This window comes from Pedobacter faecalis (assembly GCF_030182585.1).
In the GTDB taxonomy this organism is placed as follows: Bacteria; Bacteroidota; Bacteroidia; order Sphingobacteriales; family Sphingobacteriaceae; genus Pedobacter; species Pedobacter faecalis.
In genome coordinates, this window is sequence record NZ_JARXOW010000001.1 from 1,214,651 (window position 1) to 1,231,228 (window position 16,578).

The following is a 16,578-nucleotide window of genomic DNA, read 5'->3' on the forward strand; positions in this document are numbered from 1 at the left end:
CAGGTAATTAAGTATTAACTGATTGAAAACTGATATTTATTTGTTTGTATTAGATTCTATTTGAAATCACCAGATAACAGAAAAATCCGCACCGGAAGCAGCAGACCAACTTATATCGAATAATTTGAAATATTTTAAAACGTTTTAGCTACGGTACAACCAGACCGACAGCCAATACCTCTTCCCTATATCATAAGGCAACGTCCTAAAAAAAAGTGAGTAGGAGTTAAACATGCACTCCCAAGTTTTTGAGTAAAAGTTTGGTTCATAGTTTGGCTTTTTAATTAGGTAATCTATTTGGTTTCTCCCGATAATCCTTTATGGTGCTAAATCGATTATCAGTAACAATATTACGAAAGAAAAACCATAATCCAAATTTTTGCAAAAAAATTATAAAAAATAAATACTAACAAAATCCCTCCAGTTCAATCGATAATTTTGCATTGTTGCCTACCCGTCAAATATACCTTATATATATACACTAAATACGACAACGGCACTAGATTAATGAAAGGAAATTTGTTATTTTGAATCATGAAACCAAACAGTAGTAATGTTTTATCCATCGACGTCGGCGGAACGAGCGTCAAAGCCGGGGTGTTGAGCTCAAACGGAGAGTTGCTGTCAGCGTTCAGTAAATTGCCCACACCAAAGAAGTCCACGCCAGAGGCCGTACTAAAAACGATTGCAGAGCTTGTCGCCGGGCTCGAACATCCCTTCGACAAAGTGTCCATCGGCTTTCCGGGCTACGTCAAATCGGGGATGGTCTTTACTGCACCCAACCTGGCTAAGAACAAGTGGCAGGAAATCGACCTTGCCCAACAGGTAAGTGATCTTCTGGACAAACCAGTGCGGTTGGTAAACGATGCCGACCAGGCGGCTCTGGGTATTGTATCCGGAAAGGGGTTTGAAATTGTCGTTACGCTGGGTACAGGCTTTGGAACAGCGCTGGTATATGACGGCGACCTGCTCCCCCATTTGGAGCTCGCACACTTTCCGGTATCTAAGACCAAAGACTATGACGACTATATCGGCACCAAAGCACTCGAGAAAATCGGCAAGAAAGACTGGAACGATCGGCTCGAACTGATCATCAAAACATACAAGACCGTGTTTAACTACGAGACCTTATATATAGGCGGCGGAAACGCAAAACACATCACGCTCGATCTGGATGATAATATCCGGATTGTAAACAACAGGGACGGCATCAAAGGCGGTGCAAAACTCTGGCAGGCCGACGAACGATACCTTATATATACTACATACCCTAAGAAGAGCGAAAACTAACATCATCCGCTACATACTGAACATGAACAACAAATATACTTTAGGAATGATCGGCCTTGGAACCATGGGCCGAAACCTTCTGCTCAACATGGCCGACAATGGTTTTCAGGTAACCGGCTACGACAAAGACGCCAGAATGCTGGCAAAGCTTGAAGAAGACGGAAAAGCACATAACCTTAAAGCCTACAGCTCGCTGGAAGATTTTGTACAAAGCCTGGAACTCCCACGCAGGATTATGCTGCTGGTACCTGCGGGTAAAATAGTCGACAGTGTAATCGAAGAGCTGACGCCTCTGCTCGAAAAAGGCGATATGATCATAGACAGTGGCAACTCGCATTTTACAGATACCAGCCGTCGCGATCAGCAGCTCGTTGCACAGGGCATCCACTTCTTTGGCATGGGTATTTCCGGCGGCGAAGAAGGTGCGCGTTTCGGACCCAGCATGATGCCGGGTGGCGATAAGGAAGCTTACAACGCCGTAAAGCCTATTCTTGAAGCAGTTTCCGCTAAAGTAAATGGCGATCCTTGCGTAACGTATATCGGGCCTGGTGCTTCGGGGCATTTCGTGAAGATGGTGCACAACGGGATCGAGTATGCAATGATGCAGATTCTGGCAGAAACTTACGACCTGCTAAGAAAGACGCTGAAGTACGATAACGACCAGATCTATGCTGTTTTCAAAAAATGGAACGAAGGCAGACTGCAATCCTTCCTGCTGGAAGTAACGCGCGACATCTTTAAGTTTAAGGATAAAAAAACCGGTGCGTTCCTGGTCGACATGATTCGCGATGTGGCCAAGTCAAAAGGCACAGGAAAATGGACTTCTCAGGTATCTATGGACCTTCAACTGCCCATACCAACCATAAACGAGTCTGTGAGTGCACGCGATCTGTCGAAATACAAGTCGCTCCGCTCCGCGCTGAACGAAGTATTTCCAGAAGAACACACCACTGTTGCAGATCCGCAAGCATTTGAAGACCAACTCGAGCGGGCGCTGTATTTTGCAATGGTAACCTCTTATGCTCAGGGGCTTCACCTTTTGGAGGCGGCGTCTGACGAGTTTAAGTACGAACTCAACCTCAAAGAAATATCACAGATCTGGCGCGGCGGATGTATCATTCGCGCTGGTTTACTGGAAGACATCTACCAGGCTTATAAAAAACAGCCTGAACTGACCCATCTTTATACCGACAGCAGCGTACAGCAGCAGCTCAAAGATATCCTGCCTGCCACGCGCAACGTGGTAATCACCGCGATGTCAATGGGTATAGCGGTGCCCTGCTTCGCTTCGGCGCTGACTTATTTCGATTCGATGCGGACGGATAAGTCGCCGCTCAACCTGACTCAGGCGCAGCGCGACTTCTTCGGTGCACACACGTTTGAGCGTATCGACGAAGAGGGTATTTTCCATGCCGATTGGAACGAAGAGAACCTTTAAATTGCAACACCACTATATAAAATACACGAATGAAAACCAGCCTCAACGTTAATCCAACCATTGTAGTCATCTTTGGTGGTACTGGCGACTTGAATATGCGCAAACTTGCGCCTGCACTGTATAATTTGTATGCCGACGGCTACATGCCTCAAAAATTTGCGATTATCGGCACCGCACGTCGCCCGCTCAACGACGATAAATTCAGAGATACCTTGATGGAGGGCGTCAACAGCTTCTCCAGATCTGGCAAGGTTAAAGCAGCCAAATGGGAGAAATTTGCAGGCAATGTGTATTATACACCGGTCGACGTAGAAGCGCCGGATACATTTGGCGACCTGAAATCAAGGATCGAACAGTTGCGCGAAGATTTCGGTGCACAGACCAAAGTTATTTATTACCTCGCGGTAGCACCAAACCTGTTCCCGCTCATCGCGAAATGCCTGGATAAATACAAGCTGGTGGGCGACGAAGAAAACTGCCGCATCGTGATCGAAAAACCTTTCGGCCGCGACCTTGAAACAGCCAGGGAACTGAACAATATCCTTACCAGCATCTTCACCGAGAAGCAGATCTACCGTATCGATCACTACCTCGGTAAGGAGACCGTACAAAACATTATGGCCTTCCGTTTCGCCAACTCCTTCCTGGAGCCACTATGGAACCGCACCTATATTGACCATATACAAATATCAGTAACAGAGCAACTTGGCGTGGGCGACAGGGGCGGATACTACGAAAGTGCCGGTGCCCTGCGCGACATGATCCAGAATCACCTGCTGCAATTACTTTGCCTTATAGGTATGGAAACACCGGTCAACTTTGACGCCGACGAGATAAGGAATAAGAAAGTAGACGTCCTTAAAGCCATGCGGCCTTTCGGTCCGGACGACATCCGCTTCAGCACCGTACGCGGACAGTACACCAAAGGTTGGGTAGAAGGCAAGGAAGTGCCTGGTTACCGCCACGAACATGGTGTAGACCCAGATTCCAACACCGAAACCTTTGCTGCTATTAAGTTTTTTGTGGACAACTGGCGCTGGCAGGGAATCCCGTTCTACGTGCGTACCGGTAAACGTCTTTTTCAGACTTCCTCGCTGATCACCATTCAGTTTAAAGATGTTCCGCATCACATATTTCCGGCTGCAGTTACAGAACACTGGCAACAAAACCGATTGATTATCAGTATACAACCAGAAATGAGCATTCGTTTGCAGGTTCAGGCCAAACGTCCGGGACTCGACATGGTGCTGAACCCGGTGGATATGGTGTTCGACTATAAAGGCACCTACACTTCGGAAGCGCCTGAGGCATACGAGACGCTGTTGCTCGACGTGATGACGGGCGATCAGACCCAGTTTATGCGGGCAGATCAGGTAGAAGCCGCATGGGAACTCCTCATGCCGGTCATCAACGCCTGGGAAAACAAAAAATCACTCAGCTTCCCGAATTACACGGCCGACTCCTGGGGCCCGGAAGACGCCGAGGCGCTGATTGCCCGCGATGGTTTCCATTGGTTTACCCTGCCGCTCAACAAAGACTAACGCGTATACCAAACATGCAGACATGAACATCCTCATATACAACACACCCTCAGAACTCTTTGAAGATCTGATCGATTACATTGCAGAAATCGCCAGCAACGCCATCGCAGAAAACGGGCGGTTCAACTTTGTGCTTACCGGCGGCAACTCTCCGAAAGCACTTTACGAACTGCTGGCTACAGAACATAAAGACCGGATTGACTGGACAAAAGTGTATTTCTTTTTCGGCGACGAACGGAATGTGATGCCCGATCATGAAAGTTACAACGGCCTCATGGCCAAAAGGGCGCTACTCGATCCGCTGCAAATACCTGAAGACCACATCTTTTACGTAAATACAAAACTGGCGCCTGAAAAGGCCGCGATAGAATATACCAAAGCAATAATCAACCACTTCGCGGGCGAAGACTTGGCGTTCGACCTGGTCTTGCTTGGCATGGGCGATGATGCACATACAGCCTCTCTCTTTCCGGAGACAACGATCCTCAAAAACCGGCAGGCAGAAGTCGATTCAGTATTCGTCGACAAACTTTCCACCTACCGTATCAGTTTTACGGCACCGCTCATCAACAAAGCAAAAAACATTGCATTCTTGGTCTTCGGCGAAGGGAAAGCCGAAGCCGTGAAAAAGGTTATAGAAGGCAAAAAGGACACCGAGCACTGTCCTGCTCAGCTTATCGACCCCATAGACGGCAGCACGACCTGGTTTCTGGACAGCGCCGCAGCAGGTCTGCTGGAAAATTAAACGCCCGGCCAATAAAATAACATTCGTATAGCAGAGCTTCGGTTCTGCTATACTTTTATGCGCTCAATTACCGCTGCCTTTGTGTTTGCATCTACCCCTTTCAGTTCCACATATTTAACATCCGGAAGCCAGAAAGATCCACCCTGTATCCTCAGGAAAATACGCTCCAGGATTATCTTCTTTTTATTGACATTGATGTACACATGAAACTTATTGTCTTCCGCCGAACGCTGCAGATATAAGGGCTGCTCCTTCCGCGATACAAACTTCAGCTCGTAATAATCCTTACCCAGTTCCCTTGTCTGAATGCCGTAGGCAAACTTGCGCTGTATATAATTCAGCTCAGCCTTCTTGCCGTCCTCACTATACCGGAGCCAGTACACATGCACCGGTTCTTTCCGGTTTACATTACCCGCGGCATCCACATTAAGTTCGCAGATGATGGTATTAATATTCGGATCCCTTTGCAGATAAAAAAGCTGATTGCTGATTCCTTTTGGAACCGGAAATTTCAGCGGAGAAGGATTGCTGTTGTCGGCCGTTTGCGCCAGCGCGGTCCCTATCGTGACATGGATGGCCAGCAGGAGAAGCCGTATAAATTTACTATTCATAAAGATTTTGAGCCGCAAAGATACGCAGGAAAAATTTAAGGACAATGCTGGGGTATACAACGGCCAGTCGAGGGCATTTGCGTTTGCAAATCAGACTGCTTTTAGACTGGTATCAGACTGCTATCAGACTGGTATTAGTCTGCTTAAACCAGTGTAAAAGCAGTTTTATAGCTGTATAATAGTAATAGTATAACAGTATGAAATACATTACCTGATCAGCTCCAATTAGGTCGCATTTTAACGGTACGCCGTTTGTTGCTAAGCAGTATACCTTATGCACACAGCACATGACATCATTATTATTGGCGGTGGACTGGCAGGCCTGACCTGCGCCATCCATCTGAGGGCTGCTGGCTTTTCTGTATTGCTTGTTGAGAAGAACACCTATCCTCAGCACAAGGTTTGCGGAGAATATATATCGAACGAAGTTCTTCCCTATCTGCAGGGCTTAGGGGCCGACCCGCTATCTCTTGGCCCACAAAAACTTTCCAGGCTAAAGCTGACCGCCCTGAACGGTCGCTCAGTAAGCTGCGATTTGCCGCTTGGCGGTCTTGGGATTAGCCGGTATAAGCTGGATGAATTCCTTTATCATAAGGCCGGGTCGGCTGGCGCAAACCTACTGACCGACACTGTTACCGCAGTCAGGTTTGAGGATGATGGCTTCGTGGTGTCGACCAAAGAACACGGCGAGTTCAGGGGTCGACTGGCCATCGGGGCTTATGGCAAACGGTCTGTACTTGATCAGCAATTAGCACGCCCCTTCATCCGCCATGCTTCGCCCTGGTTGGCTGTTAAGGCGCACTATGCGGGCGACTGCGATCCGGAAACGGTAGCGCTGCATCATTTTAGGGGCGGCTATTGCGGGGTTTCCAAAGTGGAAGACGGGCGGTTGAATATCTGTTACCTGGCCGACTATGATTCTTTCAAAAAATATAAAAATATAACTGCCTTTAACAGCGGCGTGCTGCACCAGAACCGGCATCTGAAGGATATATTTCAGCATGCAAAGCCCTTATTTGATCAGCCGTTGACCATAAGCCAGATCAGTTTTGATCGGAAGGAACCTGTTTGGCAGCATATGCTGATGGTGGGCGACACAGCCGGACTTATCCATCCGCTTTGCGGTAATGGCATGGCGATGGCCATACACGGCGCCAAGATCTGTTCGGAGTTATGCACCTCGTTTTTGCGTGGGGAGCTGAGCAGAGAGGAACTGGAGACTGCCTATGATGCCGGATGGAAGAGGCAGTTTGGCCGCCGGCTGCGCAACGGACACGTGCTATCGCGGCTGGCGCGCAACGAGAAACTTTTCGATATGGCGATGAGCGCAGCGGTTAGCTTCCCTCCGCTGCTTCCCTACATTGTTAAACAAACGCACGGAAAACCTTTTTAACCTATGCTGGTAAACACAAAACACCGCAGTGATGCTGCCGAGATAATGGATGATTTTGCCATGGAAGGCGAGATACTGCGCGACGCGCTCGACAAGCTGGCCAGCATTAACCGCCTGCTGGGCGGCAATTCGGTAACCATAAGCGGATTGCGCTGGCTGCTAGACCGGTATGACGTAAAGCAAGGAAAAGCTATACGTATACTTGATGTGGGTTGCGGCAACGGGGATATGCTCAGGGTGCTGGCTGATTATGGGCTTAAAAAGGGTCTGAACATGCATCTAACCGGGGTAGATGCCAATGCTTTTACGGTCGCCCATGCCGAGGCGCTTTCTTTAGGGTATCCCAACATCAAGTACCGCTGTGCAGATATTTTCGAAGAAATTAAACAACAGCGGGAGTACGATGTTATCTTGTGTACCCTTACCCTGCATCACTTTAAGGATCCGGAACTGCTGGAACTAATGGGGGGATTGAAAAAACAGGCTACCATGGGCGTGGTGGTAAACGATCTGCACCGAAGTAAACTGGCCTACTATCTTTTTATGCTGGTCTGCATCGTGTTCGGGTTAAACGCCATGTCGCGCGACGATGGCCTGATTTCGATACTGAGAGGCTTTAAAAAGAAGGATTTGCTATACTATACCAACAAACTCAATGTCAGGAATTATCTGCTCCGCTGGAAATGGGCTTTCCGCTACCAATGGGTCATCTCAACCGATAAGGAATAACTATGCATGTAAAGATCAGGACCGTTGCTAAAGCGCTGCCCGCTTTTTCGCGAAACACCGCAGATATTCTGCCTTTGCTCGACGGCTGGCTAGATGGACAGGACGAACGCTTTATCCGGAAAGTAAAGAAGATTTTTGAGAACGCCGGGGTCGATAAACGCTACTCCATCATGTCGCCCGAAGAAGTATTTACACGCAGCTCATTTGAAGAACGCAACGATATCTACACCAGGGAAGGCATCAAGCTGGCATCTTCCTGCCTGGAAAAGGCTTTGTCGCAGGCCGGCTGGCAGGCCAAAGACCTCGACTATATCGTTACGGTGAGCTGTACGGGGATCATGATTCCCTCGCTGGATGCTTACCTGATCAATAGATTGGCTTTGAAACATGATGTGGTTCGGCTGCCGGTGACCGAGATGGGTTGTGCAGCAGGGGTTTCGGGGATGATCTATGCCCACAACTTTCTAAAGGCAAACCCGGGTAAACGGGCCGCTGTGGTGGCCTACGAATCGCCCACGGCGACCTTCCAGTTGGACGACTATTCTATGGCCAACATCGTGAGTGCGGCCATTTTTGGCGACGGGGCGGCTTGTGTACTCTTGTCTTCGCACCCCGATGACGAGGGGCCGCAGATACTGGCCGATGAGATGTACCATTTTTATGATGCCGAACATATGATGGGCTTTAAACTCACCAACAGCGGTCTGCAGATGGTACTGGACGTGGCCGTACCAGATACCATAGCCGAGCATTTTGACAGGATCATCCATCCTTTCCTGGAAAAAAACGGTCTGGGCATAGCCGATGTGGACCAGCTCATCTTCCATCCCGGCGGGAAGAAGATCGTTCAGCTCGTTGAGGGCTTGTTTGGCGGGCTGGGCAAGAACATAGACCATACCAAAGAAGTATTGCGGCAGTACGGAAATATGTCGAGCGCCACGGTATTTTATGTTTTAGAAAAGTTTATGCAGGAACAGGTGCAGGCGGGAAGCTACGGACTGATGCTGAGTTTTGGCCCTGGTTTTTCCGCGCAGCGGATTTTACTGAAGTGGTAATTTATTGTATTATTGAAGCATGAATAAAGACACTATTTTAGCGCAGCTACCCTACTCCAGGCCCTTTCTGTTTGTAGACGAAATTCTGGAGATTGATGAGAACAAGGTAAGCGGCACGTATACGTTCGACCCTTCGCTCGATTTCTATAAGGGGCATTTTAAAGATAGTCCGGTTACCCCAGGCGTTATCCTCACCGAAACGATGGCGCAGATTGGTCTCGTTTGCCTCGGTATATATCTTTCGGCAGGCAGTGGGCAGGTTGAAAAGGAGGACGAGACTATGGCCGGACATGTGATGCTGACCAGCACGGCGATCGACTTCCTTAAGCCTGTTTTTCCGGGCGAGAAGGTGACGGTGCATGCGGAAAAGGTGTACTTCCGTTTTAAAAAGCTGAACTGCAGCGTACAAATGCTCAACGCCTCGGGCGAGGTAGTTTGCAAGGGTACGATAGCCGGAATGGTAACCAAACGCATGAATGGCTAAACGGGTAGTGATAACGGGAATGGGCGTGGTGGCGCCAAACGCTGTGGGCTTGCAGGCCCTCAGCGCAGCGCTCATGCAGGGCATTTCCGGTATACATCATGATCCTGAACTGGAGCGACTGGGCTTTTCCTGCCAGATTGCTGGCAAGCCGGAGGTTCCGGACCAAATGAAAGCAAAGTACTTCACGGAGCTGGAACTGAAGCAATTGAACAGCACCGGAATTTTATATGGCACCATCGCCGGAATGGATGCCTGGCAGGATGCTGGGCTTAAAATACTTGGCGCGGAGGAGCCGGACTGGGACAGCGGCGTGATCTTTGGCGCCGGAAACTCCGGGGTGGAGAAGTTTCGTGAGGCGATTTATAAGATTGATGAGGGGCAGTTACGTCGACTCGGCAGCACGGTGGTGTCGCAGACCATGGCTAGCGGCGTGAGCGCCACCCTCGGCGGAAAACTCGGACTTGGTAACCAGGTGAGCAGCAACTCTGCTGCATGCACCACAGGAACTGAAAGCATTTTAAGCGCTTATGAGCGCATTAAATCTGGCGGAGCGATAAGAATGCTGTGCGGAAGCACAAGTGATGGCGGACCGTATATATGGGCGGGATTTGACGCAATGAAAGTCTGCACCTATAAACACAACGAAGAACCGCAGCGTGGATCCCGGCCTATGAGCGCAACGGCAAGCGGCTTTGTACCCGCCTGCGGCGCGGGGGCACTGGTGCTCGAATCGCTGGACGCGGCCCTTGAAAGAGGCGCAAGGATATATGCGGAGGTGCTGGGGGGACATATCAATTCTGGCGGACAACGCGGTGGCGGAAGCATGACAGCGCCTAATTCTGCAGCCGTGCAGCGATGCATCCGCATGGCGCTGAAACAGTCAGGTGTTGAAGCTGAAGAGATAGACCTCATCAACGGGCACCTCACAGCCACCACTAAAGACCCGGTAGAGCTCGCGAACTGGTCGGCCGCCCTGAACCTCAAAGGCGCTGACTTCCCTTTCATAAATTCCCTGAAATCGCACACCGGACATTGCTTGAGCGCCGCAGGAAGTATTGAAAGCATCGCTACGGTTTTGCAGCTCGATCAAGGCTTTGTATTTGCCAACCTGAATTGTGAAGACCTGCACCCCGATATTGCGGCGTTGATAGCACCAGATCGTATTCCGCAGCGCATGCTCAAACGCGAGCTTCAGATAGCAGCTAAAGCCAGCTTCGGCTTTGGTGATGTAAATGCTTGTATCCTTTTTAAAAAGTATTGAAACCTAACCGAATAAGATGGACAATCAAAGTATTATTTCTCGACTGAAACCGATTTTGGATACCTACGTGGAGGACAAGGCGCTGCTGCAAGACATCAACGAAGACACCGATTTCATCCGGGACCTGAAGATCAATTCGGCTAACCTGGTAGATATCGTCCTGGATGTAGAGGAAGCCTTCGGCATTGTGATCGACAATGCGGCAATGGAGCGGATGCTGACCATCGGCGCGGCAATTACGATCATCAAAGAACAGCTGAACCCATGATCGGAAACGATATTGTAGACCTCCGGAAGGCCGAAAAGGAAAGCAACTGGCGCAGACCAGGCTACCTGGAAAAACTATTCACCCCCGAAGAACAAGCTATGATCCAGTCGGCCGCCCTGCCCGACCAGATGGTATGGCTACTCTGGAGCATGAAGGAATCGGCTTACAAGATCATGTCGAGACGCCGGAACCTGCGAAGTTTTGCTCCGCGGAAGTTGGTCTGCCGCCATCTAAACCTAACAGAGCAAAGCGCCGCCGGACAAGTCACATACGAGCAAGATCAATATTATACAAGCAGTATTGTCAATCCAGGCTACGTCTATACCATAGCCTGTGAACACAAAGATGATCTCGCAAAAGTCCACAGCATTATATCACCCCCGCACAGCAATTATGCTTACTCGCTAAGCGGATCGGTGAGCCACCACGGCAGATACCTGGCCCTGGCCGATCTAAGCCTGTAAGCGGCCCAGGTTTTCTTCAATCAGGAGATTGATCATACCATCGGCCAATCCCACACGGGGCACATAGATCTGTTTTACAGAAGTCCATTTCATCAGCGTCAAATAGATCTCCGCGGCGGGAATAATCACGTCTGCACGGTCGGGATTGAGCCCTAAAACGCCGATGCGTTCTTTCAGGGAATGACTGTTTAAAAAGTTATACACGCCGTTGAGTTTGATGAACGACAGTGGTGCGCCCTCTTTTTCGCCCGACATGCGGAAAAGCTTGTTGATATTGCCCCCGGTACCAATCCCCGCGAGGTTTTTAAGGTTGCGTGTATGCTCGCGCACCCAGTCTTTCATGACATCCCAGGTTTCACGCTTGTCCTGATTGTCCAGAATACGGATGGTACCGATATCAAACGAACGGGCTGCGACCAGCTCCTTGTTCACAAACACCGAAAGTTCTGTGCTTCCACCACCTACGTCGATGTACAGGTAGTTTTTGCTGGCATCGAGGTTTTCTTCGATGTGATTGGCATAAATGATGTTCGCTTCACGCTGTCCGCCAATGATCTCCAGTTCCAGGCCTGCATGCTCCCGTACCCGCTTCACTACCTCCTCGCCGTTCAACGATTCGCGCATCGCTGAAGTGGCACAGGCCAGGTAGTGGCTCACCTGGTACACGTCCATCAGATGCTTAAAAGCGGTCATGGTCTTCACCAGGTCTTCCGCTTTGCGGTCAGAGATCCGCTTGTCGAGAAAGGCATCATCGCCGAGTCTAAGCGGCACACGGATCAGGGTGTTTTTCTTATAGCGGTAGCCTGTCTCCCCAGGCGTTATATCGGCAATCAGCAGGCGCACGGCATTAGAGCCGATGTCTACGGCAGCATATCTTAGCATCAGTGGTGTTTATTTTTCAGGTAATTATAGGTCTGAACCTGGGCCCTCACTTTTCGGTTGAGACGGTTCTTATGGTATTTATTATTGTTGAGACGGTTAATGTCGCGCGCCTTCACATTGTCCTGCAACTGGAACTCGATGATATCACGGATTTCCTGCTGCACCTCCTCATCGAGCACCGGGAAGCCCACTTCCACGCGGTGTTCAAAGTTCCTGCTCATCAGATCGGCTGAAGAAAGAAACATTTCTTCCTTCCCGTTATTCCCGAAAATGAATACCCGGGCATGCTCCAGGAACTTATCGATAATGCTGATGACGGTGATGTTTTCGCTGTAGCCCGCCACGCCCGGGACCAGCGTGCATATGCCCCGTACAATCAAGCGGATCTTAACGCCTGCATTGCTGGCGTCGTATAGTTTCTGGACAATACCTTCGTCGGCCAGACTGTTCACTTTCAGGATCATATAAGCCGGCTTGCCCAGCTTTGCCACCTTGATCTCCCGGTCTATAAGTCCATATATTTTGCTGCGCGACTCGAGCGGGGAAACGATAAGGTGCTTAAAACCCTTGGTTACCCTGCCCTCATTCAGGGCGGCAAAGAGCTTGATCAGATCACCGGTAATTTCCCGTCTACAGGTAAAGAGACTATGGTCGCAATACAGCTTCGCGGTCTTTTCGTTAAAGTTGCCCGTAGCGAGATTAGCGTAATAGACCGGCCTTCCTTTCTCCATGCGCTTAACCAGACAGATCTTGGAATGCACCTTATAGTCGGTAAGTCCGTAATGTACGTTAACACCCTCCTCTTGTAAGCGGCCGCTCCAGAAAATATTGGCCTGCTCGTCAAACCGTGCTTTCAGCTCTACAAGACAGTTCACTTTCTTCCCATTCTTAGCCGCGTTGATGAGCGCATTGATTACTTTCGAATTCTCGGCCAGGCGGTAAAGGGTAATGTTGATCTCCGTGACCTTAGGGTCAATGGCCGCCTCCCTCAGGAACAGGATGATATAGTCGTACGACTGGTAAGGCAGGTGGATGACGTAGTCGCGCGCTTTCAGCTTATTGATGATACTTTCGGTACGCCGCAGCCCGCTCACTTTAAGCGCCGGTGTGGGCGGGTAATTCAGTTCTGCAGAGCCCACGTTTGGAAAGGCGATAAAATCGCCAAAACGATGGTATCGGTTACCGGGGATCAAACTCTCGGCTTCTATTTTTAGTTTGGCTACCAACACATTTAGCATATCAAAAGGCATGTCGGTATCGTAGAGCAAACGCATGGGCTTGCCTTTCTTGCGTTTGTCGAGGCTCGACTTTAGTTCCTCAATGAATTTGTCGCTTATGCTTTTGTCGATATCAAGCTCCGCATCGCGGGTGAGTTGTATGGAATAGGCTTCGATAATGTCGTAATTGAAGACATAAAAGATGTCGTCCAGACAATACTTGATGATGTCTTCGACCAGGATAATAAACTTGAGTCCGTTTGTTTCGGGCAGCACGAGGAACCGGGGAAGATCGGGCGGAAATTCAATAAGTGCATAGCGAGGCGCCTTTTTGGATGACTGCCTGGACAGGCGCACAAAGAAATACAGAAACCTGTCTTTCAGCTCCGGAAATGGCTTGTCGAGATCGAGCATAATAGGCACAAGGGTCGACAAAATCCGGTCCCTGAAGTGATTGCGCACAAACTCACCGCGTGCCACGTTAAGTTGTGTTTCATTGACAATGAAGATCCTGTTCTGCGCCAGTTCGTTGATCAGCGTAGCTTGAAAAAGCTGCTCAAAATGGCGCTCCTGTTTTACCACAATATTCTTGATTTCGTTGAGCACCTTTTTGGGATTGAATCCGAGCAAGGCTTTAGACTTATCGTTGAGATTGGCCAGGCGGCTCATGGTGGCTACGCGAACCCGGTAAAATTCTTCCAGGTTTGATGAGAAAATAGACAGGAACTTGATCCGCTCAATGAGCGGCACAGTCTCATCTGCGGCTTCCTGCAATACCCGCTCGTTGAAATACAGCCAGCTGATTTCCCTGTTTAAAAACGGTGCCTTTTTTTTCGTCATAAATGCTTGCGGACAGCGCGCGCGGCGCTAAGGCCAAAGCTGCAAATTATTATGTTAATTAATTGTTAATTCTTAAGCAGGCGATAGCACCTTATTTCTTTGTGCGGGGCGCGCGCGTTGCGGGCTTCCTGGCCGGCGCTTTAGGTTTAGGCTTAAGTGCTTCGGCGGCTTTTTCGGCTGTAGCTATAGGTTCAACCTTAACACTCTGTACCACGGGTTGGGGCGCCACCTTCGCTTCCTTATCCTGCTTCGCCTTTTTGGAAAGCTTTTTGGCGACAAACTTCCCTGCGATCTCTAATTCCTTCGTAAACTGCGCTGCGTCATGCCCCATACTTGTGACCACTTCGCTGAACCTGCCGATCACACTTTTCTCCAATTGCTTACGCTCCGCTTTTTTTGCATCTTTTTTTGCATCTTTTTTTTGCACCTTTGGCTTGCTTGTTTTCATACTCAAGAATATTATTGATTTTGATCTAAAATATAAATTTTTCACCAGTAAGCCACAATTATGCCTAGTTTCGATATTGTCAGCAAAGTAGACGCACAAACTTTTGATAACGCCATAAACAATGCCAAAAAAGAGATCCTGAACCGTTATGACTTCAGCACGTCTAAAAGCACGATAGACCACGATAAAAAAACAAACGTGATTACGGTGGTGACCGAAGATGATATGCGCCTCAAAGCCATACAGGATGCTATTATTTCCAAAATGATCAAGCAGAACCTGGATTCCGCAAGCCTGGATTTCGGCAAAGAGCAGTATGCCTCCGGGAATATGATCCGCAAGGAGATCAAGGTGAAGGAAGGGATCGATAAAGAAACGGCCAAGAAGATCGTAGCGCGCATTAAGGACAGCAAACTGAAGGTACAGGCCTCCATTATGGAAGACCAGGTACGTGTGCAGGGAAAGAACATTGACGACCTGCAGGCCGTAATTGCGTTATGCAGAAAGGAAGATTTCGGTCAGCCGCTTCAGTACATCAATATGAGAAGCTAAGCTATACGGTTTTTACGTCACCCTCGCTGTAATCTTCAATATCGGTGATATAACCGTTGATGATCAGAAAGTCGAACAGCGGCCTGGCATCGGCGGTAACCGGCATATTGGCTGTGGTGATCACTTCTTTGGTCTTATTGTCGAGGAAAGGGTAAGCGAAAAGCTTTACATTTTTGTTGAACATATCGCTCACGTAGCTGAGTAGCTGACTGGTGTAGTTTTCGCCAAAATTGGTAGAGTTGAATACGAACTTCAGATTGTTGATGTTGGTGGAAATACCCACGCTTTTCGGGCGGCAGCGGTCGAGGTACTTCGCCAGTTTATTGTGACGCGCAAAGTTAGACACGATCACCTTATTGCCGGTACTGCACATCTCTTCCGCCCTTTGGGCCACTGCTTCAAGGTCCATTTCATCTGTTACAGCATCATTAGCTGAGAGTACGTTAGACATCAGTACTTCGATGAGCACGCTGAGGTTTTCCTCCTGCACGTTTTCGGTGCGTACAAACTGGTCGACCGCCTTATTAAGCATGCTGAAATTGGGCTTGGATTTCTGTGCATACTTCGTCCTCAAAATCATGATGTCTTTCTTGTAAAGGAGATCTTTCGGCAGGCGGGGGCGGCCGGTAGCGTCAAATATCGCCGCATCTGAAAAATCTTTAACGATCAGGTACAGGTTGAGCAGGATATTGTTGATGTTCCTGAACGAAGGACCACTTACGGAAATCAGGTCGATCTCAACAGAACCAACCGTGAGGTTGTCGGCCAGCGACTCGATCATGGTTTTGGGATCATGGTTGTACTTGAAAGCAGCATACACGAGATTAACACCAATGATACCCAGCACGTTTTGCTGAAGCGCAGCATCAGTATCCAGCAGTCTGACATGAAAAATAATCTCATTAGGATCGCCCTGCGGCTCCAGCTGGAACTTCAATCCTATCCACCCGTGCGGGTCGTTGGATTTATTGTAATTTAATGTGGTTACTGTATTGGCGAAGGCGAAGAAGGTGCGATCGTCGTACTTTGCTGTGTTCAGACGCTCGTTCAGCAGTCCATACTCATGATTAAGCATTTTCTGGAGGCGTGACTGGCTGACGTAGCGACCCGACTCTTCTGCCCCGTAGATGGCATCACTGAAGGTCATGTCGTAGGCCGACATGGTCTTAGCCACCGTGCCTGATGCAGCCCCGGCTGTAAAAAAATTACGGGCTACTTCCTGTCCGGCCCCTATCTCTGCAAAAGTTCCGTATATCTTCGGATTCAGGTTAATGTTCAGCGCCTTGCGTCTGGTGTCAAGAATTTCTCTTTCCATCCTGCAAAATTAAAGAAAGTAGCTGGTTTAGACGAGAAAATAACT

At 49.1% G+C, this 16,578-nt stretch carries 18 protein-coding genes; 13 read left to right on the forward strand and 5 right to left on the reverse strand.

What is annotated here, in order from left to right:
- Positions 1 to 534: 534 nt before the first annotated feature.
- From QEP07_RS05380 to pgl, 4 genes are read left to right on the forward strand one after another with little or no spacing between them, the layout of a single operon-like run.
- On the forward strand, positions 535 to 1,290 hold the full coding sequence (locus tag QEP07_RS05380; RefSeq protein WP_285008921.1) for an ROK family protein: 756 nt from the start codon (positions 535 to 537) through the stop codon (positions 1,288 to 1,290).
- 22 nt (positions 1,291 to 1,312) lie between these two features.
- The gene (gene gnd, locus QEP07_RS05385) at positions 1,313 to 2,728 is read left to right on the forward strand and encodes an NADP-dependent phosphogluconate dehydrogenase (RefSeq protein ID WP_285008923.1); all 1,416 of its coding nucleotides are present in this window, start codon (positions 1,313 to 1,315) and stop codon (positions 2,726 to 2,728) included.
- Positions 2,729 to 2,757: 29 nt separating this feature from the next.
- Positions 2,758 to 4,269 carry a glucose-6-phosphate dehydrogenase gene (gene zwf, locus QEP07_RS05390; protein WP_256004753.1) on the forward strand — a complete coding sequence of 504 codons (1,512 nt, stop codon included), beginning with the start codon at positions 2,758 to 2,760 and terminating at the stop codon, positions 4,267 to 4,269.
- 22 nt (positions 4,270 to 4,291) lie between these two features.
- Positions 4,292 to 5,014 (forward strand): 6-phosphogluconolactonase, encoded by a 723-nt coding sequence (gene pgl / locus QEP07_RS05395; protein ID WP_285008925.1) that lies wholly within the window; start codon positions 4,292 to 4,294, stop codon positions 5,012 to 5,014.
- 47 nt (positions 5,015 to 5,061) lie between these two features.
- Here the strand turns inward: pgl and QEP07_RS05400 are convergent, their stop codons facing one another.
- Positions 5,062 to 5,625 (reverse strand): DUF4833 domain-containing protein, encoded by a 564-nt coding sequence (locus QEP07_RS05400; RefSeq protein ID WP_285008926.1) that lies wholly within the window; start codon positions 5,623 to 5,625, stop codon positions 5,062 to 5,064.
- A 7-nt stretch (positions 5,626 to 5,632) separates the two neighbouring features.
- On the opposite strand from QEP07_RS05400, the gene QEP07_RS05405 reads away from it, so the two are divergent.
- From QEP07_RS05405 to QEP07_RS05440, 8 genes are all read left to right on the forward strand, one after another.
- On the forward strand, positions 5,633 to 5,782 hold the full coding sequence (locus tag QEP07_RS05405) for a hypothetical protein (RefSeq protein WP_285008928.1): 150 nt from the start codon (positions 5,633 to 5,635) through the stop codon (positions 5,780 to 5,782).
- Positions 5,783 to 5,899: 117 nt separating this feature from the next.
- Entirely contained in the window at positions 5,900 to 7,018 is a 1,119-nt protein-coding gene (locus QEP07_RS05410) for an NAD(P)/FAD-dependent oxidoreductase (RefSeq protein WP_285008930.1), read from the forward strand.
- Between the two features lie 3 nt (positions 7,019 to 7,021).
- Positions 7,022 to 7,747: a methyltransferase domain-containing protein gene (locus QEP07_RS05415; RefSeq protein WP_285008932.1), complete on the forward strand. Its 726-nt coding sequence runs from the start codon at positions 7,022 to 7,024 to the stop codon at positions 7,745 to 7,747.
- Between the two features lie 2 nt (positions 7,748 to 7,749).
- A complete protein-coding gene (locus tag QEP07_RS05420; RefSeq protein WP_285008934.1) occupies positions 7,750 to 8,802 on the forward strand; it encodes a type III polyketide synthase in 1,053 nt (350 codons plus the stop codon).
- A gap of 19 nt (positions 8,803 to 8,821) precedes the next feature.
- Positions 8,822 to 9,286: a 3-hydroxyacyl-ACP dehydratase FabZ family protein gene (locus QEP07_RS05425; protein ID WP_285008936.1), complete on the forward strand. Its 465-nt coding sequence runs from the start codon at positions 8,822 to 8,824 to the stop codon at positions 9,284 to 9,286.
- Positions 9,279 to 10,547 (forward strand): beta-ketoacyl-[acyl-carrier-protein] synthase family protein, encoded by a 1,269-nt coding sequence (locus QEP07_RS05430; protein ID WP_285008938.1) that lies wholly within the window; start codon positions 9,279 to 9,281, stop codon positions 10,545 to 10,547. Before QEP07_RS05425 ends, QEP07_RS05430 begins: the two co-directional genes overlap by 8 nt.
- Positions 10,548 to 10,563: 16 nt before the next feature.
- Positions 10,564 to 10,815 (forward strand): acyl carrier protein, encoded by a 252-nt coding sequence (locus QEP07_RS05435; RefSeq protein WP_285008940.1) that lies wholly within the window; start codon positions 10,564 to 10,566, stop codon positions 10,813 to 10,815.
- Positions 10,812 to 11,279, forward strand: coding sequence for a 4'-phosphopantetheinyl transferase family protein (locus tag QEP07_RS05440; RefSeq protein WP_285008942.1), 468 nt, complete (start codon positions 10,812 to 10,814; stop codon positions 11,277 to 11,279). The genes QEP07_RS05435 and QEP07_RS05440 overlap by 4 nt, the downstream gene beginning before the upstream one ends.
- On the opposite strand, the gene QEP07_RS05445 is transcribed toward QEP07_RS05440, so the two are convergent.
- The 3 genes from QEP07_RS05445 to QEP07_RS05455 form a co-directional block, all read right to left on the reverse strand.
- Positions 11,268 to 12,161: a Ppx/GppA phosphatase family protein gene (locus tag QEP07_RS05445; protein WP_256004728.1), complete on the reverse strand. Its 894-nt coding sequence runs from the start codon at positions 12,159 to 12,161 to the stop codon at positions 11,268 to 11,270. The two genes, QEP07_RS05440 and QEP07_RS05445, sit on opposite strands and share 12 nt — an antisense overlap.
- Positions 12,161 to 14,218, reverse strand: coding sequence for a polyphosphate kinase 1 (gene ppk1, locus QEP07_RS05450; RefSeq protein ID WP_285008944.1), 2,058 nt, complete (start codon positions 14,216 to 14,218; stop codon positions 12,161 to 12,163). The genes QEP07_RS05445 and ppk1 overlap by 1 nt, the downstream gene beginning before the upstream one ends.
- A gap of 91 nt (positions 14,219 to 14,309) precedes the next feature.
- A complete protein-coding gene (locus tag QEP07_RS05455) occupies positions 14,310 to 14,666 on the reverse strand; it encodes a hypothetical protein (protein ID WP_285008946.1) in 357 nt (118 codons plus the stop codon).
- Between the two features lie 60 nt (positions 14,667 to 14,726).
- Between QEP07_RS05455 and QEP07_RS05460 the strand changes: the two genes are divergently transcribed.
- Positions 14,727 to 15,218 (forward strand): YajQ family cyclic di-GMP-binding protein, encoded by a 492-nt coding sequence (locus QEP07_RS05460; RefSeq protein WP_256004721.1) that lies wholly within the window; start codon positions 14,727 to 14,729, stop codon positions 15,216 to 15,218.
- Position 15,219: 1 nt separating this feature from the next.
- Here the strand turns inward: QEP07_RS05460 and QEP07_RS05465 are convergent, their stop codons facing one another.
- Complete coding sequence (locus QEP07_RS05465) at positions 15,220 to 16,533, reverse strand: nicotinamide mononucleotide adenylyltransferase (RefSeq protein WP_285008948.1); 1,314 nt, start codon at positions 16,531 to 16,533, stop codon at positions 15,220 to 15,222.
- Positions 16,534 to 16,578 lie beyond the last annotated feature (45 nt).